Annotated in this window: 28 protein-coding genes; 13 read left to right on the forward strand and 15 right to left on the reverse strand. The window is 72.8% G+C overall.

Features of this window, described 5'->3' with window-relative positions; genetic code table 11:
- The first annotated feature begins 226 nt into the window (after positions 1-226).
- Complete coding sequence (locus ACIBHY_RS09140) at positions 227-988, forward strand: TSUP family transporter (protein WP_397249771.1); 762 nt, start codon at positions 227-229, stop codon at positions 986-988.
- Positions 989-1,024: 36 nt separating this feature from the next.
- Here the strand turns inward: ACIBHY_RS09140 and ACIBHY_RS09145 are convergent, their stop codons facing one another.
- Positions 1,025-2,227, reverse strand: coding sequence for a tetratricopeptide repeat protein (locus ACIBHY_RS09145; protein ID WP_397306373.1), 1,203 nt, complete (start codon positions 2,225-2,227; stop codon positions 1,025-1,027).
- Positions 2,206-3,516, reverse strand: a complete 1,311-nt coding sequence (locus tag ACIBHY_RS09150; protein WP_397306374.1) for an AAA family ATPase — start codon at positions 3,514-3,516, stop codon at positions 2,206-2,208. The genes ACIBHY_RS09145 and ACIBHY_RS09150 overlap by 22 nt, the downstream gene beginning before the upstream one ends.
- Before the next feature lie 62 nt (positions 3,517-3,578).
- Between ACIBHY_RS09150 and ACIBHY_RS09155 the strand changes: the two genes are divergently transcribed.
- From ACIBHY_RS09155 to ACIBHY_RS09170, 4 genes are read left to right on the forward strand one after another with little or no spacing between them, the layout of a single operon-like run.
- Entirely contained in the window at positions 3,579-4,553 is a 975-nt protein-coding gene (locus ACIBHY_RS09155) for a helix-turn-helix transcriptional regulator (protein ID WP_397249765.1), read from the forward strand.
- Between the two features lie 30 nt (positions 4,554-4,583).
- Positions 4,584-5,213 carry a LysE family translocator gene (locus ACIBHY_RS09160; RefSeq protein WP_397306375.1) on the forward strand — a complete coding sequence of 210 codons (630 nt, stop codon included), beginning with the start codon at positions 4,584-4,586 and terminating at the stop codon, positions 5,211-5,213.
- Complete coding sequence (locus ACIBHY_RS09165; RefSeq protein ID WP_397249761.1) at positions 5,210-5,941, forward strand: alpha/beta fold hydrolase; 732 nt, start codon at positions 5,210-5,212, stop codon at positions 5,939-5,941. The genes ACIBHY_RS09160 and ACIBHY_RS09165 overlap by 4 nt, the downstream gene beginning before the upstream one ends.
- Positions 5,942-5,944: 3 nt before the next feature.
- On the forward strand, positions 5,945-6,157 hold the full coding sequence (locus tag ACIBHY_RS09170) for a hypothetical protein (protein WP_379627807.1): 213 nt from the start codon (positions 5,945-5,947) through the stop codon (positions 6,155-6,157).
- 4 nt (positions 6,158-6,161) lie between these two features.
- Here the strand turns inward: ACIBHY_RS09170 and ACIBHY_RS09175 are convergent, their stop codons facing one another.
- Genes ACIBHY_RS09175 through ACIBHY_RS09190 form a run of 4 tightly spaced genes read right to left on the reverse strand, consistent with a single transcriptional unit; the run spans position 6,162 to position 8,328 of the window.
- A complete protein-coding gene (locus ACIBHY_RS09175) occupies positions 6,162-6,593 on the reverse strand; it encodes an SRPBCC domain-containing protein (RefSeq protein ID WP_397306376.1) in 432 nt (143 codons plus the stop codon).
- Entirely contained in the window at positions 6,590-6,913 is a 324-nt protein-coding gene (locus ACIBHY_RS09180) for an ArsR/SmtB family transcription factor (RefSeq protein WP_397249757.1), read from the reverse strand. The genes ACIBHY_RS09175 and ACIBHY_RS09180 overlap by 4 nt, the downstream gene beginning before the upstream one ends.
- Before the next feature lie 12 nt (positions 6,914-6,925).
- The gene (locus tag ACIBHY_RS09185; protein ID WP_397306377.1) at positions 6,926-7,447 is read right to left on the reverse strand and encodes a GNAT family N-acetyltransferase; all 522 of its coding nucleotides are present in this window, start codon (positions 7,445-7,447) and stop codon (positions 6,926-6,928) included.
- A gap of 2 nt (positions 7,448-7,449) precedes the next feature.
- The gene (locus tag ACIBHY_RS09190; RefSeq protein ID WP_397306378.1) at positions 7,450-8,328 is read right to left on the reverse strand and encodes a hypothetical protein; all 879 of its coding nucleotides are present in this window, start codon (positions 8,326-8,328) and stop codon (positions 7,450-7,452) included.
- A 35-nt stretch (positions 8,329-8,363) separates the two neighbouring features.
- Here ACIBHY_RS09190 and ACIBHY_RS09195 point away from each other — a divergent pair, with 35 nt between their 5' ends.
- Positions 8,364-8,984, forward strand: coding sequence for a CGNR zinc finger domain-containing protein (locus ACIBHY_RS09195; protein ID WP_397306379.1), 621 nt, complete (start codon positions 8,364-8,366; stop codon positions 8,982-8,984).
- 1 nt (position 8,985) lies between these two features.
- On the opposite strand, the gene ACIBHY_RS09200 is transcribed toward ACIBHY_RS09195, so the two are convergent.
- The 5 genes from ACIBHY_RS09200 to ACIBHY_RS09220 form a co-directional block, all read right to left on the reverse strand.
- Positions 8,986-9,732 (reverse strand): response regulator, encoded by a 747-nt coding sequence (locus ACIBHY_RS09200; protein ID WP_397306380.1) that lies wholly within the window; start codon positions 9,730-9,732, stop codon positions 8,986-8,988.
- Positions 9,729-10,958 (reverse strand): sensor histidine kinase, encoded by a 1,230-nt coding sequence (locus ACIBHY_RS09205; protein ID WP_397306381.1) that lies wholly within the window; start codon positions 10,956-10,958, stop codon positions 9,729-9,731. The genes ACIBHY_RS09200 and ACIBHY_RS09205 overlap by 4 nt, the downstream gene beginning before the upstream one ends.
- Before the next feature lie 4 nt (positions 10,959-10,962).
- Positions 10,963-12,402, reverse strand: coding sequence for an alpha/beta hydrolase (locus ACIBHY_RS09210; RefSeq protein WP_397306382.1), 1,440 nt, complete (start codon positions 12,400-12,402; stop codon positions 10,963-10,965).
- A 169-nt stretch (positions 12,403-12,571) separates the two neighbouring features.
- On the reverse strand, positions 12,572-13,333 hold the full coding sequence (locus tag ACIBHY_RS09215) for an SDR family NAD(P)-dependent oxidoreductase (protein WP_397249743.1): 762 nt from the start codon (positions 13,331-13,333) through the stop codon (positions 12,572-12,574).
- A gap of 25 nt (positions 13,334-13,358) precedes the next feature.
- Complete coding sequence (locus ACIBHY_RS09220; protein WP_397306383.1) at positions 13,359-13,973, reverse strand: hypothetical protein; 615 nt, start codon at positions 13,971-13,973, stop codon at positions 13,359-13,361.
- Positions 13,974-14,118: 145 nt separating this feature from the next.
- Here ACIBHY_RS09220 and ACIBHY_RS09225 point away from each other — a divergent pair, with 145 nt between their 5' ends.
- Complete coding sequence (locus ACIBHY_RS09225; RefSeq protein ID WP_397306384.1) at positions 14,119-16,371, forward strand: HelD family protein; 2,253 nt, start codon at positions 14,119-14,121, stop codon at positions 16,369-16,371.
- Between the two features lie 2 nt (positions 16,372-16,373).
- Here ACIBHY_RS09225 and ACIBHY_RS09230 read toward each other — a convergent pair whose 3' ends face one another.
- Positions 16,374-16,811 carry a MarR family winged helix-turn-helix transcriptional regulator gene (locus ACIBHY_RS09230; RefSeq protein WP_397249737.1) on the reverse strand — a complete coding sequence of 146 codons (438 nt, stop codon included), beginning with the start codon at positions 16,809-16,811 and terminating at the stop codon, positions 16,374-16,376.
- A gap of 103 nt (positions 16,812-16,914) precedes the next feature.
- On the opposite strand from ACIBHY_RS09230, the gene ACIBHY_RS09235 reads away from it, so the two are divergent.
- Positions 16,915-20,148, forward strand: a complete 3,234-nt coding sequence (locus ACIBHY_RS09235; protein WP_397306385.1) for an efflux RND transporter permease subunit — start codon at positions 16,915-16,917, stop codon at positions 20,146-20,148.
- A gap of 116 nt (positions 20,149-20,264) precedes the next feature.
- Here the strand turns inward: ACIBHY_RS09235 and ACIBHY_RS09240 are convergent, their stop codons facing one another.
- On the reverse strand, positions 20,265-20,477 hold the full coding sequence (locus tag ACIBHY_RS09240) for a hypothetical protein (protein ID WP_397306386.1): 213 nt from the start codon (positions 20,475-20,477) through the stop codon (positions 20,265-20,267).
- A gap of 225 nt (positions 20,478-20,702) precedes the next feature.
- Here ACIBHY_RS09240 and purB point away from each other — a divergent pair, with 225 nt between their 5' ends.
- Entirely contained in the window at positions 20,703-22,130 is a 1,428-nt protein-coding gene (gene purB, locus ACIBHY_RS09245; RefSeq protein ID WP_397249731.1) for an adenylosuccinate lyase, read from the forward strand.
- Positions 22,127-22,870, forward strand: coding sequence for a GNAT family N-acetyltransferase (locus ACIBHY_RS09250; RefSeq protein ID WP_397306387.1), 744 nt, complete (start codon positions 22,127-22,129; stop codon positions 22,868-22,870). Before purB ends, ACIBHY_RS09250 begins: the two co-directional genes overlap by 4 nt.
- A gap of 180 nt (positions 22,871-23,050) precedes the next feature.
- On the opposite strand, the gene ACIBHY_RS09255 is transcribed toward ACIBHY_RS09250, so the two are convergent.
- A complete protein-coding gene (locus ACIBHY_RS09255) occupies positions 23,051-24,283 on the reverse strand; it encodes an isochorismate synthase MenF (protein ID WP_397249727.1) in 1,233 nt (410 codons plus the stop codon).
- A gap of 183 nt (positions 24,284-24,466) precedes the next feature.
- Between ACIBHY_RS09255 and ACIBHY_RS09260 the strand changes: the two genes are divergently transcribed.
- Positions 24,467-25,267 (forward strand): SGNH/GDSL hydrolase family protein, encoded by an 801-nt coding sequence (locus ACIBHY_RS09260; protein WP_397249725.1) that lies wholly within the window; start codon positions 24,467-24,469, stop codon positions 25,265-25,267.
- Here the strand turns inward: ACIBHY_RS09260 and ACIBHY_RS09265 are convergent.
- Positions 25,264-25,971: an HNH endonuclease family protein gene (locus ACIBHY_RS09265; protein WP_397306388.1), complete on the reverse strand. Its 708-nt coding sequence runs from the start codon at positions 25,969-25,971 to the stop codon at positions 25,264-25,266. The genes ACIBHY_RS09260 and ACIBHY_RS09265 overlap by 4 nt on opposite strands.
- Before the next feature lie 60 nt (positions 25,972-26,031).
- Here ACIBHY_RS09265 and ACIBHY_RS09270 point away from each other — a divergent pair, with 60 nt between their 5' ends.
- Together ACIBHY_RS09270 and ACIBHY_RS09275 are read left to right on the forward strand one after the other, a co-directional pair.
- The gene (locus ACIBHY_RS09270; RefSeq protein WP_397249721.1) at positions 26,032-26,421 is read left to right on the forward strand and encodes a fluoride efflux transporter FluC; all 390 of its coding nucleotides are present in this window, start codon (positions 26,032-26,034) and stop codon (positions 26,419-26,421) included.
- Complete coding sequence (locus ACIBHY_RS09275; RefSeq protein WP_397249719.1) at positions 26,418-26,798, forward strand: fluoride efflux transporter FluC; 381 nt, start codon at positions 26,418-26,420, stop codon at positions 26,796-26,798. Before ACIBHY_RS09270 ends, ACIBHY_RS09275 begins: the two co-directional genes overlap by 4 nt.
- The last annotated feature ends 117 nt before the right edge of the window (positions 26,799-26,915 follow it).

A 26,915-nucleotide genomic window follows, 5' to 3' on the forward strand; every position in this document is an offset into this window, starting at 1 on the left:
CGGCACTCCGGCAACGGCGCACGAGCCGCCCCCGGGGTGCCGGGGAGTGGGGGTCATCGCGCCGGGCCGTACGTGATCTCGGCGGGCCGGTCTCCGGGTCCGGGTGACGCTCGGGGTTCTGGTGTCGCTGCCGGCACGGGACCCGCGGGTGACCCCGGGTGTGGGGGAGTTTGGGTGGGGTTTGTACCCTCTGTGCGGTCCGTGTGGGCCGTGACGGGGGAGTGGCGTGTCGCTGGAACAGGTCGTCGTGTTGCTCGTGGCCGCCGCGGGAGCCGGATGGGTGGACGCGGTCGTGGGCGGGGGCGGGCTGCTGCAACTGCCCGCGCTCATGATGGCGGGCATCCCGCCGGTGCAGGCCATGGCGACCAACAAGCTGTCGTCCGTCTTCGGCACCACCACCGCCGCCATCACGTACGTGCGCTCCACCAAGCTGGACCGGCAGGTGGCGATCCCGGCGGGGGCGCTGGCGGTGCTGAGCTCCGGGCTCGGGGCCACGGCCGCGGTGGCGATCAGCGCCGAGGTGCTGCGGCCGGTGGTCATGGTGGTGCTGCTGGGGGTGGCGGCGTTCGTCACGCTGCGGCCCGCGATGGGCCAGGTGCCGAAGCCGCACCTGCGCACGAACGCCCGGGTGGTCGCGGCGGTCGCGGTCGGCGGCGTGGGCATCGCCTTCTACGACGGCATCATGGGGCCGGGCACCGGCACCTTTCTCATCATCGCGTTCACCACCATCCTGGGCCTCGACTTCGTCAACGCCAGCGCCACCGCGAAGATCATCAACATCGGGACCAACGTGGGCGCGCTCGTCGTCTTCGGGCTGCAGGGGCACGTGCTGTGGGCGCTGGGTCTCGGCATGGCGGTGTGCAACATCGCCGGCGCCCGCCTGGGCGCCCGCATGGCGCTCAAGCGCGGCGCCTCGTTCGTCCGGATCGTGCTGCTGATCGTCGTGGCCGCCATGGTCACCCGCCTGGCCTGGCAGCAGTTCGCCTGACCCGTCCGGAACCGGCCCGCCAAGAACCGGTACGAGCTAACGCGTGACCAGCCGGCGGACTCCGCCGGCGATCCAGATCGTGCCCAGCGCCGCGTACGCGCCCAGCAGCCCCAGCGTCTGCCCCGAGACGAGCGCCGCCGAGGTCACCACGGTGGCGGCCAGCAGGGCGGCCCAGCCGTACAGGAGGGCGCGACCGCGGCGGGCGGAGGTGTGGGCGGCTTCCTGCAGCGGCGTGACCAGCGCCATCACCGCGAACCCCGCCGTGCCCAGCGGCTCGTGGCCGAGCGCGATGCCCGTCACCAGCGTCGTCAGCCCGATGATCGCCAGCGCCCAGCTCAGCGCGGCGGTGCGGGCCTCGGCGGCCGGCAGCAACAGGCGGGTGCGGACGCCCAGGTGTAGGCGGAGCGTCGCCCACGCCTCGGCCAGCCACGCCGCCCAGTGCAGTAAGGCGATGACGACGAAGACGAGGATGATCGGCGGGACCGCGGGAAGAAGGAGGAGCAGGCGCCAGCCGCCCCGGTAGCGCTCGCGCACGCGGGTCAGCGCCCGGTGCAGCGGGTTGCGCCGTTTGAGCGCGAGCACGAGCAGGTCGCGGGCGTCGTCGAAGCCGGGCGCCAGGCGCAGCACCTCGCGGAAGGCGTCGGCGGCGCGCGCGGGGTCGCCGTGGGCCAGTTCGAGGCGGCCGAGTGCCAGGTGGGCGTTGGCGTTCTCGGGGTCGAGCGCGAGGGCTCGGGCGGCCGCGGCGCGGGCGTCGGGCACCTGGCCGAGCCCGGTGAGGGCGAGGGCGAGCAGGGTGGCGGGGTCGGCGTCCTCGGGGTCCAGGGCGAGGGCCTGGCGGGCGGCGGCGACGGCCTCGCCGTACTGGCCGGCGCTCAGCCGTACCCGTGCCAGGAGCTCCCACAGCGGCGCCCACTCGGGGTTGAGCGCGAGGGCGACCTGGATCGGCGGCAGGGCCTCGTACGGGCGGCGCGCCCGGTGGTGGACCTGGCCGGCGATGTAGTGCGGGAACCAGGTGTCGGGAGCCAGCCTGATCGCCTCGGCGGCGGCGTCCGACGCCTCCTCCCATCGGTCCTGGTAGCTGAGGGCGAGGGCGAGGTAGGCGTGGGCGAGCGAGTTTCCGGGGTCCTGGGCCAGGACGCCGTGCAGCGCGCGGGCCGCCTCGGGCGCGCGGCGCAGGTCGAGCAGGGCGCGGGCGCGCCGGATGCCGTCCTCGGCGCTCACCATGTCCGGTTGACCCACGGCAGGAGCTCGTCCCACGCGCCGGAGTCGTTGGCGTGCATGACGTAGTTGCGCGCGGTGGCCAGCCATTCGCGTACCGAGCTCGGCCGCTGCGACTTGGTGAGGGCGAGCAGGTCGCGGGTGGTCAGCGGCACGGGGCGCCCGGCGGCGATGGACTCGCGCAGCTTGTCCTCCACGGCCCGCTCGACCAGGCCCTTGAGGTCGGCGCCCACGTAGTCGGCGGTGGCCTTGGCGACGGCGTCGAAGTCCATCTCGGCCAGCGGCTTGTCCCGGCACAGGATGCGCAGGATCGCCGCCCGCGCCGCGAGGTCCGGCGGCGGCACGAACACGAGCTGGTCGAAGCGGCCGGGGCGGCGGAAGGCCACGTCGATGTACCAGGGCGCGTTGGTGGCGGCGAGCACGAGCACGCCCTCGTTGGCCTTGTCGTCGACGCCGTCGAGCTCGGCCAGGAACTGGTTGACGATCTGGCGGTTGTGCGCCTGGCGCATGTCGGAGCGGCGCGCGGCCAGGGCGTCCACCTCGTCGAAGAACAGCACGCACGGCCGGCTGCGGCGGGCGGCGTCGAAGATGTGGTGCAGGTTGCGCTCGCTCTGGCCGACGTACATGTCGAGGACGTCGGACAGGCCCACGCTCACGAACGACGCGCCGAGCTCGCCGGCCGCCGCCCTGGCCAGGTGGGTCTTGCCGCCGCCCGGCGGCCCGTAGAGCAGCACCCCGCCGCCGGCGCGCTTGCCGAAGGCGGCGAACAGCTCCGGCTGCTGCACCGGCAGCAGCAGCTTGACCCGCAGCGCCTCCTTGACGCCCTCCATCCCGGCCACGTCGGCGAAGGTGACCCCGGAGCGCTTCTCCTCCGGCGGCGGCGCGGGCACGGGCATGGGCGCGGGCACGGGCGCGGCCAGCCGGGCGGCCAGCTCGGGGTCGGCGGCCTCCGGCTCGCGCATGACCGCCTCGTGGTAGCGGAACCCGGCCTGGGCGAGGTCTCCCTCGCCGAGCAGCGCGCGGGCGGCGATCACGCCCATGCGCGGCGGGTATCCGGGCTGGGCCAGGAAGGGCTCCAGCGCCGACAGCGCCGCGCCGTACGCGCCCTGCCGGGCGAACGCCTCGGCCAGACCGGCCGTGATGGCGGGGTCGCGCGGCGCGAGCAGGAGGGCGGCGCGATATTCGCCCTCGGCCTCGGCGAGGTAGCCCTTGCCCAGGAGCAGGTCGGCCAGGTGCCGGCGCAGGGGCAGATTGTCGGGGGACAGGCGCGCCGCTTCGCGCAGCGCCTGCAGGCCGCTGTCGTCGACCACGATGAGGGCATCCCTTCTGTCCGGCTAAAGGCGGCAAGAAACCTATCGCGTAGGGTGCTGGCATGCGCGCCAGCCGCCTGCTCTCCCTGCTCCTTCTGCTCCAGACGCGGGGCAGGATGACGGCGGGCGAGCTGGCAGGGGAGCTGGAGGTGTCGGTCAGGACCGTCTACCGCGACGTGGACGCGTTGTCGGCGGCGGGCGTCCCGGTCTACGCCGACCGCGGCCCGGCCGGCGGCTACCAGTTGCTCGACGGCTACCGCACCCGGCTCAACGGCCTGACCGCCGAGGAGGCCTCGTCGCTGTTCCTGGCGGGCCTGCCCGGCCCGGCGGCGGAGCTGGGGCTGTCGGAGGTCGTGGCCAACGCCGAGCTGAAACTGCTGGCGGCGCTGCCGCCGGAGCCGCGCTCGCAGGCCTCGCGCATGCGCGAGCGGTTCCTGCTCGACGTGCCCGGCTGGTACCGGGGGGCCGACGACGTGCCGCTCCTGAGCGTGGTGGCCGAGGCGGTGTGGGAGCAGCGGGCGGTGCGGATGACCTACCGGCGCTGGGGGCAGCAGGTGGTCGAGCGCCTCGTGCACCCGTACGGGCTGGTGCTGAAGGGCGGCTCCTGGTACCTGGTGGCGGCTCCGGCCGCGGGCGGCGACCCGCGCACCTACCGGGTCTCGCGCGTCCTGACCGCCGAGCCGGGCGGGCACTCCTTCGAGCGGCCGGGCGACTTCGAGCTGGGCGGCTTCTGGCGGGCCTACGCGCAGGAGTTCCGCGAACGCATGTACACGGCCGAGGCGGTGATCAGGACGGCGCCCGGCGTCGAGAAGCTGCTGGCCTACACGATGGGCGACGACGTCGTGGCCGGGGCGATGGCGGCGGCGGGTGAGCCGGACGCCGAGGGCCGGCGCACGCTCACGGTGCCGATCGAGTCGATCACCCACGCCCGGTGGCTGCTGCTGCGCATGGGCGCGAGTGTGGAGGTGCTCGGGCCTCCTGAGCTGCGCGAGCTGATGGCCGAGGCGGTGGCGGAGCTGGGGAAAATCTACGGCTGACATGTCCTGACGCGTGCGAGTATGGCCGCCATGTATCTTTTCGCGTTCATCGGCGCGTGCGTCCTGGTGGCGATGGTCCCCGGGGTGAGCACCGCGATCATCCTGCGCCAGACGTTGCGCGCGGGCCGCGGCTCCGGCATGGCCGCCACCCTCGGCAACGAGACCGGCATCTTCCTGTGGGCCCTGGCCGCCGCCTTCGGCCTGTCGGCTCTGCTGCTGGCCTCCCAGCTCGCCTACGACGTGATGCGGGTGGCCGGCGCCTGCGTCCTGCTGTACATGGGGGCGCAGTCGCTGTGGCAGGCCCGCAAGCGCCGCCGGGACGCGGCCGGTCCCGAGCTCGCCGAGCCCGTGGCCGTGGACGGCTGGCGCCGGTCCTACCTCGCCGGTCTCGGCACCTGCCTGGCCAACCCGAAGGCCGCGGTGTTCGCCATGTCGTTCCTGCCCCAGTTCGTGCCCCAAGGCCAGAACGTGCCGCTCACGCTCGTCGCCCTCGCCGTCATCTGGGTGCTCGTCGACACCCTCTGGTACGGCCTGGTCATCTGGATGGTCGCGCGCGCCAAGGCGGTGCTCTCCCGCCCGTCCGTGCGCCGCCGCCTGGAGCAGATCTCCGGCGTCGTGCTCATCGGGCTCGGCGTGCGCCTGGTCCTGGAGGCACGATGACGATCTGGTACGGCGCCGCCGGATCCGGCGACCCGGTGCTGCTGCTCCACGCGGGTGTGGCCGACTCCCGCATGTGGGAGCCCCAGATGCCGGAGCTGACCGGGCGCTTCCGGGTCATCACCCCGGACTTCCGCGGCTTCGGCCGTACCCCCTATGAGGCGGCGGAGCCGTTCAGCACCTGCGGAGACGTCGCGGACGTGCTGGAGGCGGAGGGTCACGAGCGCGTGGCCGTCGTCGCCTCCTCCTACGGCTGCCGCATCGCCCTCCAACTGGCCCAGCAGGGCCGCGCCACCCGCCTGGTGCTGCTCAACCCGGGCTCCTCCGACGTGCCGAAGACCGACGACATGAAGGCGTTCGGCGCCGAGGAGGACCGGCTGCTGGAGCTGGGCGACATCAGGGGCGCCGCCGAGCTGAACGCCGCCACGTGGCTCGGCCCCCACGCCACGGACGAGGCGCGCGCGCTGGTCGTGGAGATGCAGGCGAACGCCTTCTCGCTGCAGCTCGGCCGCGACGTGGACGAGTTCGAGCCGGACTTCACGCTCGCCGAGATCGACGTGCCCGCCCTGGTCGCCGGCGGCGCCCACGACCTGCTCCACTTCCGGCGCAGCGCCCGCCACCTGGCGGAGAACCTGCCGGACGCGCGGCTCGTGGAGCTCGACTGGGCCGGTCATCTGCCGTCCTTGGAACGTCCGAAGGTGATCACCACGCTGTTGCTGGACTACCTTTAGTCCATGACGAACGACCTGGCAGGCCTCGTACGGCAAGCACAGGACGAGGACCCGCTGCTGGCCCTGCGGGCCACGACCGCGCTGCGGCGCGAGATCGAGCGCATGGAGGCGGTGCAGGTCCGGCGGGCGCGGGTCGCGGGCCTGCCCTGGGCGACGATCGCCGACGCGATCGGGGTCAGCAAGCAGGCCGCGCACAAGAAGTACGGCAGACGCTGACCCCTCAGCGGCCGAGGAAGTCGGCGTACCACTCCAGGCCGATCTTCCAGGAGTATCCGCGGCGGATCCGCCCCGCCACGTCGGGTGGCAGCGTGTCCAGGCCGCGGTGGACCAGCACCACCTCGGTGCCGCCGGCCACCCCGCGGAACTCCACCTCGATCTCCATGGCGCCGTCGTTGAGCAGGTCGGCCCACACCAGGCGCCGGGGCGGCTCCCAGGTGAGGATCCGCCCGGTGTCGACGTGCCCGCCGTCCTTCCAGACCTCGCGCAGGTAGCCGTCCTCGAACCTGATCCCGGCCGCCCGCTCGGCGTTGACCCAGCTGTAGGGCCCGCGCACGTACCACGCGTCGATCTCGTCGGTGAACACCCGGAACGCGGTGCCGGGATCGGCGGCCACTGTCACGCTCACGGTGACCGAGTCGGTGCGCCCGCTCACCGCTCGCGCTCCACGTGCTCCTTGAACGAGCCGAGCTGCTCGGCCCAGAACGCCTGGACCTGGTCCAGCCAGGCCCGCAGCGCGGTGAAGGGCTCGGGGCGCAGGGAGTACAGGCGCAGGCGGGCGTCGTCGTCGCCGGTCTCGGCCTGGACGAGCCCGCCGGCGCGCAGCACCCGCAGATGCCGGCTGAGCGCGGGCGCGCTCATCTGGACCGCCTCGGCCAGCTCCCCGGCCGGTCGCGGCCCCTCGCGAAGCAGGTCGACCACCTTGCGCCGGGTCGGGTCGGCGAGCGCGGATAGCGTGGCGTCCAGGTCGTTCACTGTCCCCAGCCCTTAACCGTTAACGTCTGGGGCAACCATATCCCAGGTGAACACGATCACCCCGGGCCCGTCGTTGAGCCGCCGCCAGCCCAGCCGCTCGTAGAGCCGGACGGCGTCCGGCGCCTGCGTGGAGGTCAGCAGCCAGCGGCGCGGCGCGCCGGCGCACAGCTCCTCCAGCAGCCGGCCCGCCAGGCCCCGGCCGCGGGCCTGCGGCGAGACGGCCAGCTCGGTCACCTCCAGCGCCCCGATCAGCCGCCCGGCCCCGGCGATCTCCGCCGCCCACCCGTAGGACCTGCGCCGGGGCAGGGGCGACGGGGTGGGGAAGGCCGTACCGAATCCGCGGGGGCGGCCGTCCGCGGTGGCGAGCACCGCCGTGAACCCCGGCCGCCGCGAGTCCTCGTCGAGCCGCGCGCGGAAGGCCTCGACCTCGTCCTCGCCCTCGTTCCACGGCGGCGGCCCGAACGCCTCCCGGTACACCGCGACCAGGGCCTCGGCGCGGGCCCGCGCGGACTCACCCGTCAGTCGCTCGATCATCGTCAGTCCGGGGCCTTGACGGTGGCGATGCCCAGCGTGCTGGTCATGGGCAGGACGCCGGCCTGGAAGACCGCGCCCAGGACCGGGCCGTTGAGCTGGGCCAGGCGCTGGGCGCGTTCCTCGCCCAGGCCGCGCCACGGCGCGGCGGCCAGGTCGTCGGTCATGCGTTCCACCTGGTCGCGCAGCGCGCGTCCCGCGTCGGTGGCCAGGCCGTCGGCGCCGATGAGCCCGCGCTCGCGCAGCCGTTCCCCGGCGGCCGCCCATTCCTGGGGGCTCCAGCCGCGCCCGGCGAAGGTCTCGACCGGCGCGGCGCCGATGGCGGCGAAGGAGACGAGCGACTCGCAGCCGTCCAGCCCGGCCGCCTGGAGCGCGGCGAGGTGCCCGTCGCCGCGGTGCTCGCGCAGGATGGTCGCCGCCTGCCAGAGCACCAGGTGCGGTTCGGCGGCCCAGGGCTGGTCGAGGTTGGCGGCGGCCAGGGGGCGTCCCGGCGTGGTGACGCTCTCGGCCGCGGACCGGGCCAGCTTGGCGGCCTCGGCCAGGCCGGGGGAGGTCAGGTGGTCGCCCAGCCAGTCGCGGTAGAGGTGGTCCACGGCTTCCAGGCGGGCCGTCAGCACCTCGGCGGGGGAGGCGGTCGCCCAGATCCCGGGTACGCAACCGGCGACCATGGCCGGGCTGAAGCTGTAGTAGGCGGCGCTGACCAGGTGCGGGCCGGCCGCCCCCAGCGGCGCGGTGCGCCAGGCGAAGTAGCTCGGCCAGCGCGACTCGACGTCGTAGCCGAGCTTCGCGGCCCGCTCGAAGGCCTGCGGGGCGAAGTAGACGGCGGCGTGGACCGGCTCCAACTGGTGCCACATGCTGCGGGCAAGCCTGGAGATCGTGGACATGAAGCGTCCTCTCACTGTCTAATAAGGTTATGGCAGTGACGATAGACGTGTGGCGCATCACTGGTCAATCCCAAATAGACAGTTATGTCGGGCGGTGGGCGGAGCTGGCCGTCGTGCTGGTGAACGCCCTCGCCGTCGACCACACGCAGGGCCGTACCCGGCCCCTTCCCGAGACGCCGGCCGAACGGCTGGCGGCGCTCGAACCCGCGCTGGCCGACTGGCGCGCCCGCCATCCCCGCCCCCCGGGCGACGGCGGCCCGCTCGACACCGGCCGGCTGGCCGAGGTGGCCACGGCCCTGCGCCCCGCCTTCCTGGCCGGACCGTACGCGGGCGTGGCCGAGCTCAACACCCTCCTGGTACGGCACGGCGCCGTCCCCAACCTCCACGGCGAGCCCCCGGTCCTGGCCTTCCACGCGGTCGAGGCCGACGTGGCCGGTGCGATGGCCGCGGACGCGGGCACGGCACTGGCGATGGTCATCGGCGTGGGGCAGGGGGAGCGGCTGGCCGCGTGTCAGGCGGCGGGCTGCGAGCTGGTGTTCTTCGACGTCACGCGTAACGCCTCGCGCCGGTTCTGCGGGCTGGCCTGCCAGAACCGCGCCAAGGCCGCCGCGTACCGGGCGCGGCGTGGCGGCCCGGCCAGGAAGTCCGCGACGTGAATCAGTGCCCCGGTGTCACCAGGCCGGACTCGTAGGCGACCACGACCAGCTGGGCGCGGTCGTGGGCGTCGAGCTTGGCCAGCAGGCGGCGGATGTGGGTCTTGACCGTCACGCGGGAGATGCCCAGGTGCTCGGCGATCTGGTCGTTGGTGTGGCCGCGGGCGATCTGCAGCAGCACCTCCCGCTCGCGCTCGCTCAACCCGGCCAGCTCGGCCATCGGCACGCTCGCGCGACCCGCGCCCCCGTCACCGCCGATCCCGTGACGGCCGGTTCCATGGCGGCCGGTCCCGTGACGGCCGTTCCCGGCGCCGCCGGGGCGGCGGGCGAACTCGGCGATCAGGCGTGTGGTGACGCTGGGCGCGAGCAGGGCCTGCCCGTCGGCGACCACGCGCAACGCGGCCAGCAGATCGGCGGCAGGGGTGTCCTTCAGCAGGAACCCGCTGGCCCCGGCGCGCAGCGCCCCGTAGACGTACTCGTCGAGGTCGAAGGTGGTGAGGACCAGCACGCGCACCCCCTCGGCGCCGGGCAGGGCGCGGATGAGGCCGGTGGCCTCCAGACCTGTCATGCCGGGCATGCGGATGTCCATGAGCACGACGTCGGGAAGCAGCTCGGCGGCCAGGGCGACGGCCTCGCCGCCGGTGCCCGCCTCGCCCACGGTGACCAGGTCGTCCGAGCTGTCGATGAGCATGCGGAACGCCGCCCGCACCAGCCGCTCGTCGTCGGCGACGAGGATCGTGCGCCGCTTCACCGCTCCTCCTGGGCGGGCTGCCGCACGGGTCGCGGCGCGGACTCGTCGGGCAGGAACGCCTCGACGGCGAATCCGCCCCCGGACAGGGGCCCCGCCGTCAGCTCGCCGCCGTAGAGCGCGACGCGCTCGCGCATCCCCGCCAGCCCGTGGCCGCCGTCGCCCGGCGCTCCGGCACGCCGGCCGGGTGAGTCCGCGCCGGTTCGCGGGCCCTCGTCGGTGATCCGCACCCGCACCCCGTCGCGGGCGGCGGTGACGGTGACCAGGCAGCGCGTGGGCGCGGCGTGCTTGGCCGTGTTGGTGAGCGCCTCCTGGACCAGCCGGTACACGGTCAGCCCCGGCCCGTTGCCCAGCCGGAGCCCGGGGTCCACGTCGAGGGTGACCTCGACGCCCGCCGCCCCGGCGGCACGGACCAGCTCGGGCAGGGCGGCCGGCCCCGGCGCGTCACACGGGGCGCCGTCGTCCTCGCGGCGCAGGAGCCCGAGCATGCGCCGCATCTCGACCTGCGCGGCCCTGCCGGTCGCCTCGATCTGGGCCAGGGCCTCGCGCGCCGCCGCCGGCCGCGCCTCGGCCACGTGCGCGGCCACGGACGCCTGGACGGTGATCACGCTCATGCTGTGCGCCACGCTGTCGTGCAGGTCCCTGGCGATGCGCAGGCGCTCGTCGAGTACGGCTTCGCGCGCGGTCCTGGCCGCCAGCCGCGTCATGTACAGGCGGCGCTCGCGCACGACCAGACCCGTGACCCACTGGCTGGCGAACAGGAACCAGCAGATCAGCACCGCTCCCACCGCCTCGGGCGCGGGCCGCGTGGCGAGGACGAGCGCGCTCAGCCCGATGCCCGCGGCCAGCAGAGCGGCCAGGGCGGTGGCGCGCCGGCAGTGGACCGCGACCGTGTACAGGGCGATGGTCACCGCCATCGGCTGGTTCCAGGCCAGCACCCGCAGCGCGTCGGGGAACCCGCCGACCTCCAGCGGCCCGGTCGGCACGTTCCCGGCCAGCAGCGACAGGGCGGCCGCGGCGAAGATGACGACCAGCACCGGCAGGGGCCACAGCCGCCGCACCGCGAGCGGCGCGTACATGCACACGATGTACGGCGCCGCCGCGGGTGTCCCGAGCACCACGGCCGCGCCGCCCAGCAGAAGGGTGAGACCGGCGGCCATGGCCACGTCCAGCGCTACCCAGTGCCGGTGGCGCAGCCGTCCCACCAGCAGCAGAGGGCGCTCGTCCATGGGTTCACCGTACGGCAGGGCAGGACAGGTTCCGGCCTGGCCGTTCGCCGCGCAGCAGGTATCCCTCGACCGCGCCGGTGACGCACGGCCCGCCGTCGGGGTAGGCGCCGTGCATGTCGCCCTCGTAGGTGACGAGGATGCCGGTGCGCAACTGCCTGGCGAGACTGGCGGCGCCGCTCAGCGGGGCGGCGACGTCCTTGCGGGAGCCGATGACGACGACGGGTGTGGCGCCGGTGTGCGCGACGGTGCGGCCCTCCGCGTCGGCCCCGACCGGCCAGTACCGGCAGGCCGCGGCGAGGAACCCGCTGGTGACCCCGATCGGCCCGAACACGGGCGACAGGCGGCTCAGCTCGGCCTGGTCGCGGCGCAGCTCCTTCTCGCCGGGGCGGATGCGGTCGCGGCAGTAGACGGCGAGGTTGGTGGCGGTGCCCGCATAGGAGCCGTAGGTGCCGTCGGGCAGCGGCTGGGTCACGTAGTCGGAGACGGCCAGCAGGGTCTCGCCGTCGCCCTTGACCGCCTGGCCGATGGCCGCCGACAGGCCGGGCCAGGCTTCGCGCGTGGTGGCGAAGGTCAGGGCGGAGGTGGCCAGGGCGCGGCCGAGCCGGCGCTTGCCGACCTGCAGGGGGTCGTGCTCCAGGCGCTTGAGCAGGCGTTCGATGGTTCTGCCCGGGTTCTTGCCCAGTTCGCAGGCGCGGCGGGCGCAGTCGGCGAGGAAGCGTTCGTAGCCGGTCTGGAGGGCGAGGGTGACGCCGCGTTCCAGCTGGAGGAGGCTCTGGCGGGGTTCGACGCCGGCGTCGAGCACCATCCTGCCGAGCCTGCCGGGGAAGAGGGTGGCGTAGACGCCGCCGAGGGCACTGCCGTAGGACTTGCCGTAGTAGTGGAGTTTGTCCTCGCCGAGCGCGGCGCGCAGGAGGTCCAGGTCGCGGGCGGTGTCGGCGGTGCCGGCGTGCGGCAGGATCCTGGCGGAGTCCTTGGCGCAGGCGCGGGCGAACGCGGCCGTCTCGCGGCGGAACGCCTTGGTGTAGCCGGGGTTGAGCTCGACCAGGCGGGCGAAGGCGCGGCCGTCGCCGCAGCGCACCGGCGCGGTGCCGCCGGAGCCGCGCGGGTCGAAGCCGATCAGGTCGTATCCGGCGCGCAGCGCCGCGTACTGGGCATGGGCGGCGCCCAGGATGGCGACGCCGTTGCCGCCGCCGCCGAAGTTCATGACCAACGAGCCGATCCGCCTGCCGGTGGCCTTGAAGCGGGAGACGGCGACGTCGAGGGTGCCGGCCTTGGGGTCGGCGTGGTCGAGGGGGACGGTGAGCGTCCCGCACTCCATGCCCGCCACCTTCTGGGCGCAGGCGCCCCAGGAGATGGCGGGTGTGGCGGCCTGGGCGGCCGGGGCGGCGAGCCCGGTGAGCAGGAGGGCTCCGGCGAGCAGGGACGCGGCCGGGTATCTGAGCAAGGCAACCGCCTTCGTGTCGGTGTGTGTGCTCAAAACCCTTCCAGCACGGGGCCGCGCGGGCGTCCTCACCTGGGACGAAACCCCTGGAGCGCCCCTCCGCCGGCCGGACGATCCCCAGGGCGTACGCGCCGCTGCCGGCGCGGTTGTCAGTGCGCCGAGAAGCCGCCTGTCAGTGCACCGAGAAGCCGCCGTCGACGAAGAGCTGCTGGCCGGTGACGAAGGCCGAGGCGGAGGAGGCGAGGAAGACGGCGGCGCCGGCGAAGTCGGCGGGCAGGCCGTTGCGGCCGCTCATGTGACGGGCGGCGAGTTCCTCGGTGCGTCCGGGGATGGCCTGGGCGGGTTCGGTGAGCGGGGTCAGCACGAAGCCGGGGATGATCGTGTTGACGCACACGCCGTCGCGGGACCAGGCCTCGGCCTGGGAGCGGGTGAGGCCGGCGATGGCGGCCTTGGCGGCGCCGTACACGCCGCTGTCGCCGAAGGCGCTGTTGGTCTGCTGCGAGCCGACGTTGAGGATGCGGCCCCAGCCGCGCGCGGCCATGCGGGGGCCGTGGTGCTGGCCGAGGAGGTAGGGGGCGGTGAGGTTGAGCGCGATGGTCTGCTCGTAGTCGTCGTCGGTGAGCTCGGCCATGGGTTTGCGGATGTTGTTGGCGGCGTCGTTGACGAGGATGTCGATCTCTCCGCCCTCCTCGACGACCCGGTCGAGGTCGGCCCGGTCGCCGAGGTCGGCGCTGATCCATGAGGCCTTGACCCCGTGCGCGGCCAGCCGGTCGGCGGCCCGGCGCAGCTCGGGCCGCCGGCGGGCGACGATGACCACCTCGGCGCCGGCGCGGCCGATGGCCTCGGCCATGGTGTAGCCGATGCCGGAGCTGCCGCCGGTGACGAGGGCGCGGCGGCCGGTCAGGGAGAACAGTTCGGTCAGGTAAGCGGACACGGCCTCGAAGTTAGCAGCGCGCCCCTCACTCCCTCTCGGGCAGGCGCTTCTTGATGGCGAAGTCGGGCGGCATGATGCCGGGCAGCACCTTGAAGTGGCCGGGCAGGGTCTCGGGCCCGGCTTCTGGACGGGTGAGGTCGGTGACCTGCTGGGCGGTGGCGCTCTGGCCCTCGATGGTGGCGGTGACGTGGACGGTGTCGCCGTTCTTGACGCCGCCGAGGCCCTCGCGGCCGGCGTTGACGCGAGTGGTGTCGTTGACGGTGTACGCGCGGGAGAAGCCGTCCTCGCTCTTGACGGTGATGCTGTCGGCGCCGGTGGCGGTGACCTCGCCGGTGTGGGTGGCGACGGTCTGGTAGCCGCCGCCGGCCTTGGGCACGACGACCTCGCTGCGGATGCCGCCCATGGCCCTCAGGTGGGCGCGCCTGGGCGGTTCCGGGCTCGCGCTCGGGGGTTCGGCGGTCGGCTCTTCGGTGGGCGCCAGGGTCTCGGTGGGGGTGGCGCTGTCGCTGGGGGAGGGGGTGGGCGAGGCGCTGGCCGCGGTGGCCACGCCCGCTCCGCCGGCGGTGGTGATCACCAGTGCGGCGAGGGCGCCGATGATGAGCTTGCGCGGAATCACGCGGACAGGGTCTATGTCGGTCATGGCATGCCTCCTCGATCTACCGGGGAGTCAATGCCGCACGCCGTAAAACGGTCGTAAGACGCAAAAACCGCGTGCGATCGCACGCGGTAGTATGGTGAAGAGCTGGCCGATGTCCACACATGTCCAGTAAGGAGTATACCACGCGATGTCCAATCGTCAAAGTGCTCTGGCTGAGGCGATCGAGTCCGAGCAGGTCAAGGTCTCGATGTTGTACGGCAGGCTCGACCTCGCGCGCGAGCGGGCCGAGCGGGCGTTGCGCGAGGTGCACGGCGGCGGCGGGGCGGGACTGACCGCCCGGATGCTGGTCGAACGCGAGGTGACGGCGGGCGAGCAGGCCGGCCGCCTGGCCCGGCTCCACGCGGTCGAGCGGGGCCTGTGCTTCGGCCGCGTCGACGAGACCGGCGGCCGGACCCTCTACATCGGCCGCATCGGCCTGCGCGACGACGAACACGAGTCCGTCCTCGTCGACTGGCGCGCGCCGGTCGCGCGCCCCTTCTACGTCGCCACCCCCGCCGATCCCGCCGGCCTGGTACGGCGCCGCCACCTGCACACCCGCGCGCGCATGGTGGTGGGCCTGGACGACGAGGTGTTCGACCTGGCCGGGATGAGCGAGCACGACCGCCGTGACCTGGTCGGCGAGGCCGCGCTGCTGGCGGCGCTGCGCCGGGGACGCACCGGCCGGATGACCGACGTCGTGGCCACCATCCAGACCGAGCAGGACCGGGTGATCAGGGCCGGGCTCCAGGGGGCGCTGGTGGTGCAGGGCGGACCCGGCACGGGAAAGACGGTCGCGGCCCTGCACCGGGCGGCGTACCTGCTCTACACCCACCGCGACGCCCTCGACCGGCGCGGCGTGCTCGTCGTGGGCCCGAACCCGATGTTCCTGCGCTACATCGGCCAGGTGCTGCCCGCGCTGGGCGAGACGCAGGTGGTGATGGCGACGGTGGGCGAGCTGTTCCCCGGCGTGCGGGCCGCCGCGCCCGACCCGGCCCCTGTCGCGCTGGTCAAGGGCGACCTGCGGATGGCCGGCTTCGTGGCGGCGGCGGTGCGCGACCGCCAACGCCTGCCCGAGGGCGACCTGGAGATCCTCTACGACGGCCTGCCCCTGCGGGTCGCGCACGCGACGTGCGCCGCGCTGCGGCGGCGGGCCCGCGCGGTCCGCCTGCCGCACAACATGGCCCGCAAGCTGTTCGTGACCGAGCTGCTCAAGGAGCTGGTCGTGGCCGAGACGCGGGCTTTGGAGGCGGCGCTGCGCATCGAGGACCTGGACGACCCCGAGTACGAGCCGCTGGAGCTGGATCGCGACCTCGACGAGACCGACCTCAGGCTGGGCTCGGAGCGCCTGTGGGCGGATGAGGGCGTACGCCGCGCGGTCGACGGCCTCTGGCCGGAGCTGACCCCGGAGCGACTCATCGGCGAGACGTTCGCCGACCCGCACACGCTCGCCAGGACCGTGCCGGAAGGGCTCGACCCGCGGGCTCTGCTGCGGCCCCTGGACGCGGGGTGGACGGTCGGCGACGTCCCGCTGCTGGACGAGGCGGCCGAACTCCTGGGCGAGGACGACTCGGCCCGGCGCGCGGCGGCCCGCGAGAGTGACGGCGAGCGCGAGGAGGAGGAACTGTTCGCGAGCGAGGTGGTGCGGTTGACCGGCGTCGGCCACCTGCTGGAGGGCGGGGGACTGGCCGAGCGCCACCACGACGACGGGCCGGGGCCGAGCCTGGCCGAGCGGGCCGCCGCCGACCGCACGTGGGCCTACGGTCACGTGATCGTGGACGAGGCGCAGGAGTTGTCGGCGATGGCATGGCGGCTGGTCATGCGCCGGGTCCCGGCCCGTTCGCTGACCGTGGTCGGCGACGTCGCGCAGACCGGCTCGGCGGCCGGGGCGCGTACGTGGGCGCAGATGCTCGATCCGTACCTGGAGGGCCGGTGGCGGGAGGAACGGCTGCTGGTCAACTACCGGACGCCGGTGGAGATCATGCGGCTGGCCGCCGACGTGCTGCTGGAGATCGACCCCGGCCACGAGCCGCCGGAATCGGTGCGTGAGGGCGGCGCCGAGCCCAGGGCGGTGGCGGGCGGGCCCGAGGTGCTGCCCGGCCTGGTGGCGGCCGAACTGGCCGCGATCGGGGAGGGGCGGGCCGGGGTGATCGTCTCCGACGCGGAGCACGCGCGGGTGGCGGCGTTGTTCCCGGGTGGCGACGACCTTGACGCGCCGGTGGCGGTGCTGACGGTGACGCAGGCCAAAGGGCTGGAGTTCGACACGGTGGTGGTGGTCGATCCGGCGGGGATGAGCGGGCGCGACCTGTACGTGGCGGTGACGCGGGCGACGCGGCGGCTGACGGTGGTGCACGAAGGACCGCTGCCGAGGGTGCTGGCCCGGCTGGAGTCCTCTCCGGCCTAGCTTCAGAGGCAGCGGGCCACTTCGTGGATCTTCTCGGTGACCTCGGCGAGGGTCTTCAGGGTGTCGAGGTCGAGGCGCTCCATGATGCGGCGGAAGTGGCCGAGGCCGGTGTCGTTGATCTGCTCGATCAGCTCGCGGCCCGCCTCGGTCAGCCGGATGCGGCGTACCCGCCGGTCGTGGGGGTCCTCGTAGCGGCTGACCAGGCCGTGGGCGACGAGGCGGTCGACGATGCCGGTGACCGTACCGAGGCCGACGCCGAGGTTGTGCGCGAGGTCCTGACCGGAGGCCGAGCCGTGGAAGGACACGATCATGACGACCTTGAGCTGGCGCAGGGTCAGGTTGCTGTCGAAGAGGGGCGATCGATCTTGGGTGAGGAATCGCCCCAGGTCACGCTGAGTATCGGTGATCCGGCGGATCAGTTCGGCGCGTTCGTCGTCCACTCTCACCCCTTGCTTCCTGAGAAGGTTATCAGGAAGTCCACTGCTCGTTAAATATTCGTGCAAGGCGAAGTGTTAGTCTGGGGCGAACTCTGAAGGGACCCCCATGACCGCTCTCGCCCGGTTGAGCCTTGTCAACCGCAGCCTTGTGATCTTGGTCGCGATCGTGCTCAGCGCGTTCGGCGCATTCACGATTCCGCAGTTGAAGCAGCAGTTGCTGCCCTCTTTGGCCTTCCCCGGCGCGTTCGTGGTCGCCCCTTATCCGGGCGCCTCGCCGGAGATCGTGGAGGATCAGGTCACCAAGCCCATCGAGGACTCCTTCAAGGGCATCGAGGGCATGGAGCAGATCACCTCCACCTCGAAGGAGGGCTTGGCGCAGATCCAGGTGGCATTCGCCTTCGGCACCGACATCGAGGCCTCGCTCAACAAGATGCAGACGGCGGTCAGCCGCATTCAGTCGCAGCTGCCGGACAACGTCGATCCGCAGGTCGTGGCGGGAAACACCGACGACATCCCGGTGATGGTGCTGTCGGTGGGCGACGGCGGCGACCCCCGCGGGATGGCCGAGAAACTGCGCACGATCATGGTGCCGGAATTGCAGGCGGTCGAGGGCGTACGCGAGGCGTCGGTCACCGGCACCCGCGACGAGGTGGTCACCATCACCCCCGACGCCAAGAAGATGGCCAAAGCGGGCGTGTCGGCGGCGCAGATCCCCGAGGTGCTGAAGGCCAACGGCACGCCGATCCCGGCCGGCTCGCTGACCGACGACGGCAAGTCGCTGTCGGTTCAGGTGGGCGCCCGGGTCGACTCGCTGAACAAGCTCAAGGACCTCTACCTCACCCCCGCCCAGCCCCAGGCGCAGCCGCAGAACCCGGCCCAGGCCCGTCCGCAGGGCCAGCCCCAGGCGCAGCCGCAGGGCCGCCCGCAGACCGGTCAGATCCCGGCGCAGGCCATCCCGACGCCGAAGCCGCTCAAGCCGGTCAAGCTCGGCTCCGTGGCCACGGTCGAGCGCGGCCTTGCCGAGGCGAGCACGATCACCCGCACCGACGGCCACACCAGCCTCGGCGTGTCGGTGACGATGTCGCCCGACGGCAACGCCGTGACGATCTCCGACGAGATCCGCGAGAAGCTGCCCGAGCTGACCAAGTCGCTGGGCGACTCCTCGAACACGGCGGTCGAGGTGGTCTTCGACCAGGCCCCCTACGTCCAGGAGTCGATCAAGAGCCTAACCACCGAGGGCCTGCTGGGCCTGGCCTTCGCCGTCCTGGTCATCCTGGTCTTCCTGCTGTCGGTGCGCTCGACGCTGGTGACCGCGGTCTCGATCCCGCTGTCGGTCGTCATCGCTCTGATCGCGCTCTGGGCGGGCGACTACTCGCTCAACATGCTCACGCTCGGCGCGCTCACGATCGCCGTCGGCCGCGTGGTCGACGACTCGATCGTGGTGCTGGAGAACATCAAACGCCATCTCGCGTACGGCGAGGCCAAACTCCAAGCCATCCTGACCGCGGTCCGCGAGGTGTCGGGCGCGGTCACGGCCTCGACGCTGACCACGGTGGCGGTGTTCGCGCCGATCGCGGTCGTCGGCGGCATGGTCGGCGAACTGTTCGGCCCGTTCTCGGTCACGGTGGCCGTCGCCCTGCTGGCCTCGCTGGTGGTGTCGCTGACCGTGGTGCCGGTGCTGGCGTACTGGTTCCTGAAGACGCCGAAGCTGACGCCCGAGCAGGCGCGCGCCTACCGGGAGAAGGCCGAGGCGAAGGAGTTGCGCAGCCCGCTGCAGCGCATGTACCTGCCGGTGCTGCGCTTCGCGACCCGCTTCCGGGTGGTGACGCTGCTCATCGGCGTGGCCGTGTTCGTGGGCACGATGGGCCTGGCCGGGCAGATGCGGACGAACTTCCTGGACTCCTCCGGGCAGAACACGATCTCGATCAGCCAGAAGATGCCGGTCGGCACCGACCTGAAGACCACCGACGCCGCGGCCAAGAAGGTGGAGGACTCGCTGTCCGGGCTGGACGGCGTGGAGTCCTACCAGGTCAACGTGGGCGGCGGCAACCAGATGCAGGGTGGCGTCGGCGGCGGCGCCGACCGGGCCTCGTACTCGGTGACGCTGAAGGAGGACGTCGACACGGTCGCGGTGGAGCAGCGCATCCGCGAGCGGCTGGAAGGGCTGAGCGGCGTCGGCGAGGTGAAGGTCGGCGCGCAGAGCGGCGGGTTCTCCTCCGACTCGATCGACGTGATCGTCCAGGCGCCGGAGGCGGAGTCGCTGCGCACGGCGTCCGAGGCGGTCAAGGCCGCGATGGCCGACGTGCCGGGCCTGCGTGACGTCTCCTCGAACCTGGAGGCCAGCGCGCCGCGCGTCGAAGTGCGGGTGGACCGGGAGAAGGCGGCCGAGAAGGGCCTGTCGGAGGCCCAGGTGGGCCAGGCCGTGGCGCAGGCCTTCCGCGGCGCGCCGCTGGGTGAGGTCACGCTCGACGGCCGCTCCTCCGACCTGGTGCTGCGCGGCGACGACGCGCCCTCCGACATCAAGGAGATCGAGAAGCTGAAGCTGCCGACCGCGGCCGGCCTGGTGAAGCTGTCGTCGGTGGCCGACGTCGAAGAGGTGGCCGGGCCGACGCAGGTCTCGCGCATCGACGGCGAGCGCTCGGCGACCATCTCGGCCAAGGCGGCCGGCAGCGACCTGGGCAGCGTGACGCAGACGCTGACGACGAAGCTGGACGGCGTGGCCCTGGGTGCCGGCGCCTCCTACACCATCGGCGGCGTCTCGGCCGACCAGGCGGAGGCGTTCTCGGACCTGGGCATCGCGATGCTCGCGGCGATCGCGATCGTCTTCATGATCATGGTGGCGACGTTCCGCTCGTTCATCCAGCCGCTGATCCTGCTGGTGTCGATCCCGTTCGCGGCGACCGGCGCGATCGGCCTGCTGGTGGCCACGGACACGGCGCTGGGCGTGCCGGCGCTGATCGGCATGCTGATGCTGATCGGCATCGTGGTCACGAACGCGATCGTGCTGATCGACCTGATCAACCAGTACCGCGAGCAGGGGATGGGCATCGTCGACGCGGTCGTCGAAGGCGGCAGGCGCAGGCTGCGGCCGATCCTCATGACGGCGGTGGCGACGATCTGCGCCCTCACCCCGATGGCGCTGGGCGTGACCGGATCGGGAGGGTTCATCTCGCAGCCGCTGGCGATCGTGGTCATCGGCGGCCTGATCTCCTCGACGCTGCTGACCCTCGTGCTGGTCCCGACTCTGTACACGATGGTCGAGCGCACGAAGGACCGCCTGCGCCGCAAGCCCGCGGCCGAGGTGGAGGAAGAGCCGAAGGTCCTGGCCTCGGCGCCCTGATCCGGGGGGTATGAGCGCGCTGCGGCGGACGGGTGTGGTGCCCCGCCCGCCGCAGCGCCTTCTCACCCACGAGATCCGTCTGACGGCGATGCTGGGCCGTACAGGCGCGCATGTGGCTACAGCATGGGAACGGCTTGTCGCGTTGCCCTGTCTACGATCTGCCGCCCCTTCAGAGGGCTCTTCAGATCGAAGCGGAGTTCGAGCCGGTATCCCACGGCGAACGTGGTGACCCCTTCTTCCCAGGGGAAGAGGGGTTCACACTCATGACGAGCCTCAATGCCGATCACCACCTGCCCCCCGGTCTCGGAAAGCTGCTTGTCGGTGACCACGTCTCCACCGGTTTGGCGGGCTTCTCTCGAAGGACGATCTCCTGGCGATACCCCGTCGGCAGGGCGATGAGCACCAGGTCGGCGCCGGGACCCGCAGCATCCGGGTAGGTCGCCTTGTTGCTGCTCGGGTCCGCCACCACGGCAGACCGCAGTGGCTCTTCTCCCTGGTACGGCAGGCCGGGTCGGCGTGCCCTGGGCGATGGGCGCACCATAGACTCATGGAACGTGACTAAGCCGCGTATCCCCAATGTCCTGGCCGCCCGCTACGCCTCCCCTGAGCTGGCTCGTCTGTGGTCTCCCGAGCACAAGGTCGTCGCCGAGCGGCGGCTGTGGCTGGCGGTGCTGCGGGCGCAGGCGGAGCTGGGCGTGACGGTGCCCGAGGGCGCGGTCGCCGACTACGAGAAGGTCGTCGAGGACGTCGATCTGGCCTCGATCGCCGAGCGGGAGCGGGTCAGCCGGCACGATGTGAAGGCGCGTATCGAGGAGTTCAACGCGCTGGCCGGGCACGAACAGGTCCACAAGGGGATGACCTCGCGCGACCTGACCGAGAACGTCGAGCAGCTCCAGATCCGCGACAGCCTGCTGCTGGTGCGCGAGCGCACGGTGGCGCTGCTGGCCCGGCTGGCGACGCTGGCCGAGGAGCACGAGGCCACGGTGATGGCCGGCCGTTCCCACAACGTGGCGGCGCAGGCGACGACGCTGGGCAAGCGGTTCGCGAGCGCGGCCGACGAACTGCTGGTGGCGTACACGCGGCTGGAGGAGCTGATCGCCCGCTACCCGCTGCGCGGGATCAAGGGCCCGGTCGGCACCGCCCAGGACATGCTCGACCTGCTGGGCGGCGACCGCGAGAAGCTGGCCGAGCTGGAGAACCGGGTCGCCGCCCACCTGGGCTTCGAGCGGCGGTTCACCTCGGTGGGGCAGGTGTATCCGCGCTCGCTCGACTACGACGTGGTCACCGCGCTGGTGCAGCTGGCCGGGGCGCCGTCGTCGCTGGCCAAGACGATCCGGCTGATGGCCGGGCACGAGCTGGTGACCGAGGGCTTCAAGGAGGGCCAGGTCGGCTCGTCGGCGATGCCGCACAAGATGAACACGCGCTCGTGCGAGCGTGTCAACGGGCTCACCGTGATCCTGCGCGGCTACGCCTCGATGGTGGGCGAGCTGGCGGGCGACCAGTGGAACGAGGGCGACGTCTCGTGCTCGGTCGTGCGCCGCGTGGCGTTGCCGGACGCGTTCTTCGCCTTCGACGGGCTGGTGGAGACGATGCTGACGGTGCTGGACGAGTTCGGCGCCTTCCCCGCGGTGATCGCCGCCGAGCTCGACCGCTACCTGCCGTTCCTGGCGACGACGAAGATGCTGATGGCGGCGGTGCGGGCCGGGGTGGGCAGGGAGCACGCGCATGAGCTGATCAAGGAGCACGCGGTGGCGGCGGCGCTGGCGATGCGCTCGCGCGGCGCCGCCAACGAGCTCCTGGACCGTCTGGCCGCCGACGAACGTTTCCCGCTGGACCGCCCGGCCCTGGACGCTCTCCTGGCCGACCGCGTCTCCTTCACCGGCGCCGCGGCCGACCAGGTGGAGTCGGTCTCGCAGCGGGTGGGCCACGTGGTCTCGGCCCACCCGGAGGCGGCGGCGTATCGGCCGGGTTCGATTCTGTGATCCACGAGCTCACCTCACCGGCGCAGGTCAGGGCCGCGTGCGGCGACGACGACCTGCTGATGTGGGCGGCCCAGGGCCTCAGGCCCGGCGCGCGGGCCTGGTCGCTGGGCGACGCGGTGGTGACGGCCGCACCGGACCTCGCCCGTCGCGCCCGCCTGGCAGTTTCCGGCGGTACGGCGAGCGCCGTCCCGCTGGTCCGCCACGCCCTGGCCGAACTGGGCCCTGCCTACCGCCCGCTGGGCGAGACGCGGACGATCGCCGAGGTGGCGGCGAAGGTCGAGGGGATGGAGGTGGCGGGCGAATTCTCCTGGATGAGCCTGCTTCGCGAGCCTGCTGTCCCCGTTCCGGCCGACGAGCTTGAGGTGGGCTGGCTGCCCGGCGAGGCGTCCCCGGAGGTGGCGGCGCTGCTGACGGACTTCGCTCCGGAGTCCTACGCGGTGCCCGGCGCCGCCGGGGTGACGCGGTGGGCGGGCCTGCGGGCGGAGGGCAAGCTGGCCGCGGTGGCGGCGGACGCGTGGAGCGCGCCGGACGTGGGCTTATTGGCCGGGGTCGCGACCGCTGGGCCGTTCCGCGGGAGGGGGCTGGGCGAGCGGGTGTGCCGGTGGGTGTCACGGGAACTGGTGCACGCCTACGGCCGGGCGGCCCTGATGGTCGACGACGACAACGGGCCGGCCCTGGGCGTCTACACCCGAATCGGCTACACCCGCCGCGGAATCGCAGCAGCCGGCATCACCCCCTGACCCCGGTTCGGCAGGGGCCGGGACGGCCGGGGTATCGGTTGGGGTTCCCGGTCGGGTGGTTGACGGGCGCCGTTGCGGCGCCCGGCCCGTCCGGCGTGAGAAGCGATCCCCCCGACCTGCGCGCGCCGACGTCGGCGGGTGGGGTGGGGGTGGCGGAGCCGTAAAGGATGATAAAGGGGCTCAGGGCCCTTCGAGGGCGTACTGCATGACGCGAAACTTCGCCTGGGCCTCGGCGAGTTCGAGGGCGGGGTCGCTGGTGGACATGATGCCGCCGCCGGCGAACAGGCGGGCGCGGCGGCCGCTGATCTGGGCCGAGCGCAGGGCGATACCCCACTCGCCGTCGCCGTGGGCGTCGATCCAGCCCACCGGGCCCGCGTAGCCCGCGCGGTCCATGCCCTCGAGTTCGCGGATCACGTCGATGGCGGTGTCGGTGGGAGTGCCGCCGACGGCGGCCGTGGGGTGCATGGCGGCCACTACGTCCAGGACGGAGGCGCCGTCGGCCAGGCGGCCGGTCACGTGGCTGGCCAGGTGCTGGACGTTGGGCAGCACGAGGAGTTCCGGCTCGTCGGGGGTCTGCAGGGCCGAGCAGAGCGGGGCCAGCGTGTCGCGGACACTGGCGATCGCGCACTCGTGCTCGTGCCGGTCCTTGGCGCTGGCCAGCAGCGCGGCGCCGCGGGAGAGGTCGTCGGACGGGCTGGTGCCGCGCGGGGTGGTGCCGGCCAGGACCAGGGATTCGATCTCCTGGCCGGTGCGCCGGATGAGGAGTTCCGGCGTGGCGCCGACCATGCCGGCCACGGAGAAGGTGTAGCAGTCGGGGTAGCGGGTGGCCAGGCGCCCCAGCAGCAGCCGGATGTCGATGGCGCGTTCGGCCGTGGCGAGCAGGTCGCGGGCCAGGACGACCTTCTCGAGTTCGCCGTCGCGGATGCGCTGGGCGGCGCGGGCGACGATGGTCTCCCATTCGGGTGCGGTGAGGCTGCCGTCGCCGTAGCTGATGCGGCCCGGGGTGCGGATCGGGCTGAAGCGTTCGAGGGGGGCGTCGCCGATCGTGGTGAGCCACGCGTGGCCGTCGCGGCGGGCCAGGATCGCCTGCGGGACGACGAGGACGGAGCCGGGGGAGTCCTCGTCGAAGGTGAAGGTGCCGAACGCCACGGGCCCGGTGCCGGGGGTGCCCACGTCGTCGCGGACGGCGGCGTGGCCGAAGACGTCGGTCAGCCACTCGCGGGCCCAGGCGAAGCGCCCGGGGCCGGGCGGGACGGCCACGCGGGCGGCTTCTCCCCAGCCGACCAGTCCTTCTCCATGCCGGATCCACGCGTAGGGCGCGGTCTTCGGCAGGGATTGCAGCAGGTCGCCGGGGTCGCCTACCGAGGTGGTGCGAACCGGCAGAGGGCGGGTGATTCCGAGCGCGACACTCACTCAAGACACTCTATGCGGGAACTGAACACGTTCGACTCCCGGCCCCGTGAATGACCGGTTACGGACCATGAACACGAAAATTTTCGCGTGTTGCGGATCGGGCGTGTCAAGCGGCGATGCGAAGTGGGTGTGGTGCGGGCCGTTCGCCTGGCCGGGAGGCAAGGGCCGATCTACCTTGTGTCCATGATCACGCCTTTGGCCGCGGTCGCGGTGCTGGTGTCTGGGTCGATCGTCGCTCCGGTTCCGCAGGTCATGGCGGCGCTGGGGGATTCGATCACGTCGGGGTTCAACGCGTGCGGGTGGTACGTCTCGTGCACGTCGCGTTCGTGGGCGGCGGGCAAGGACCCCGCGGTCGGCAGTCATTTCACCCGGCTGGGGATGAAGGACGGCAATCTCACCTTCGCGGTGCCGGGCTCGACGAGCGCCGACCTGCGCGCTCAGGTGGGCAAGGCGGTGGCGGCCGACGCGGAATATGTGACGATTCTCATCGGCGCCCAGGACGTGTGCGCGGGCACCGAGAAGACGATGACGCCGGTGCCGGTGTTCGAGCGGCGGATAGCCGAGTCGCTGGCGGCGTTGCGGGCGGGGCTGCCGGGGGCGCGGGTGTTCGTGGCCACGATTCCGGACCTTCGGCGGCTGTGGCAGGCGGGCAAGGACAACCCGATCGCGCGGACGTTCTGGACGCTGGGGCGGATCTGCCGGCCGATGCTGGCCGCGCCGGACTCCACCAAGCGCAAGGACGTGCAGCGGCGGGCGCGCGTGCGGGAGCGGGTCGTGGACTTCAACCGGGTGCTGGAGCGGGCCTGCGCCGGTTACGGCCCCAACTGCCGCAGCGACGGCGGGGCGGTGTTCTCCTTCCCGTACACGCTGGATCACATCAGCAAGTGGGACTTCTTCCATCCGAACGCGGCGGGCCAGCGGGCGCTGGCCGAGCAGACGTTCAAGCACGGCTTCGACTGGACGGACGCGCGCCGGCAGGGCTAGCGGCACTGGTCGAGCATGGTCTGCTTGTCGGCGCGGGTGACCGGGATGTTGTACTTGACGGCGACCTGGGCGAAGCGGGTGACGTAGGCGCAGCGGATGCGGCGCTGGGGCGGCAGCCAGGCGGCGGGCCCCGATCCGTCCTTCTCCTCGTTGGCCCGGCCGTCGACGGGCAGGAGGTTGAGGGGGTCGTTGGCGAAGTCGAGACGCTTGGACTTCGGCCAGGACTTGGCGGCCATGCGCCAGCCGTAGGAGAGGGGGACGACGTGGTCGACCTGGATCTCGTCGGCGTCGGAGACGCGCCAGTGGATGTCGCGGCCGGTGTAGGGGTCGGTCAGGGTTAACGACAGGACGGTGCAGCCGGCGCGGACGACGTCGCGGCCGTCGCGGGCCAGCAGGTCGTCGCGGGTGCGGCAGCCGTTGCCTGCGTAGGGGACGCCGGGGGCGGAGTCGGCCCAGTTGCCGCCGTAGTTGGTGCGCTGGTAGCCGGTGCTGGAGCCGCGGTCCTTGACGCGCAGGCGGGAGATGAGGGCGCGGGCGTCCTGCTTGTCGGCTTGGCTGGTGAGGGGCGCCAGGCCGGTGCCGGTGCCGGTGGTGTTGGCCAGGGGGCTGGTGGCGGTGCCCGCCTGGGTGCGGTTCGTGGTGCCGAGCAAGGAAACGATCATTACGCCGCCGGCGAGGAGGGCGACCGCGTCCCGTGTGCTCAAGGAGCCTCCGTAGGCTTGGCCTCTTCTCGGTGAATTCCCATGATCGCCTGCTTTGACACGATGAAGGAGGGTGTTGTGGGGCAGTGGCGGGTTCTCGGCGCGGTCTCGGCGGGTGGGGTGGCTGGGTCGCTGGCCCGGTTCGGGCTGCAGACGTGGTGGCCGTCGGTGTGGGCGACCCTGGTGATCAACGTGGCGGGTTGCCTGCTGATCGGGATGCTCATGGTGGCGGCGCCGCGGATGCACCGGCTGGCGCGGCCGTTCCTGGGGGTCGGGGTTCTGGGGGGTTTCACGACGTTCTCGGGTTATGTGGTGGATGTGCGGCTCCTGACGGGGGAGGGGCCGTTCTGGCTCGCGCTCGTCTACCTCGTGGGGACGATGGCGGGCGCCGTCGTGGCGACCTGGTCAGGGGTACGGCTCGCGCGCCTGCTGGCCCGGCGGTGGGCCGGATGAACGTGCTGCTGGTGGCGATAGGGGCGGCGGTGGGCGCGCCGACGCGGTTCCTGCTGGACCGGGCGGTCCAGGGCTGGGTGGCGGCGCGCGGCTGGTCGGGCCCGGTGGTGTTCCCCTGGGGGACGCTCGTGGTGAACGTGGTCGGTTCTGCGGTGCTGGGGTTCCTGGTGGCCTGGCCCACGGGTGAGGGGCTGATGGCGCTGGCGGGCACCGGGTTGTGCGGGGCGCTGAGCACCTATTCGACGCTGGGATATGAGACGCTGCGGCTGGCGGAGGGCGGCGCGGGGCCGGCGGCGGCGGGCAACGCGGTGCTCAGCGTGGCGGCCGGGCTGGGCGCCGCCGCGGCGGGGGCGGCCCTCGCGCACGCCTGGTCATGAAGACGCACACCCGGTCGTGAACAGGCACGTGTGATCGTGACGAACGCACGCCTGGTCGTGACGACGCACGGCCGATCGTGAAGAGTTAGCGTGTAATCCTGTAAGCAACGAAGGAGC

Source organism: Nonomuraea sp. NPDC050547 (assembly GCF_044457345.1).
In the GTDB taxonomy this organism is placed as follows: Bacteria; Actinomycetota; Actinomycetes; order Streptosporangiales; family Streptosporangiaceae; genus Nonomuraea.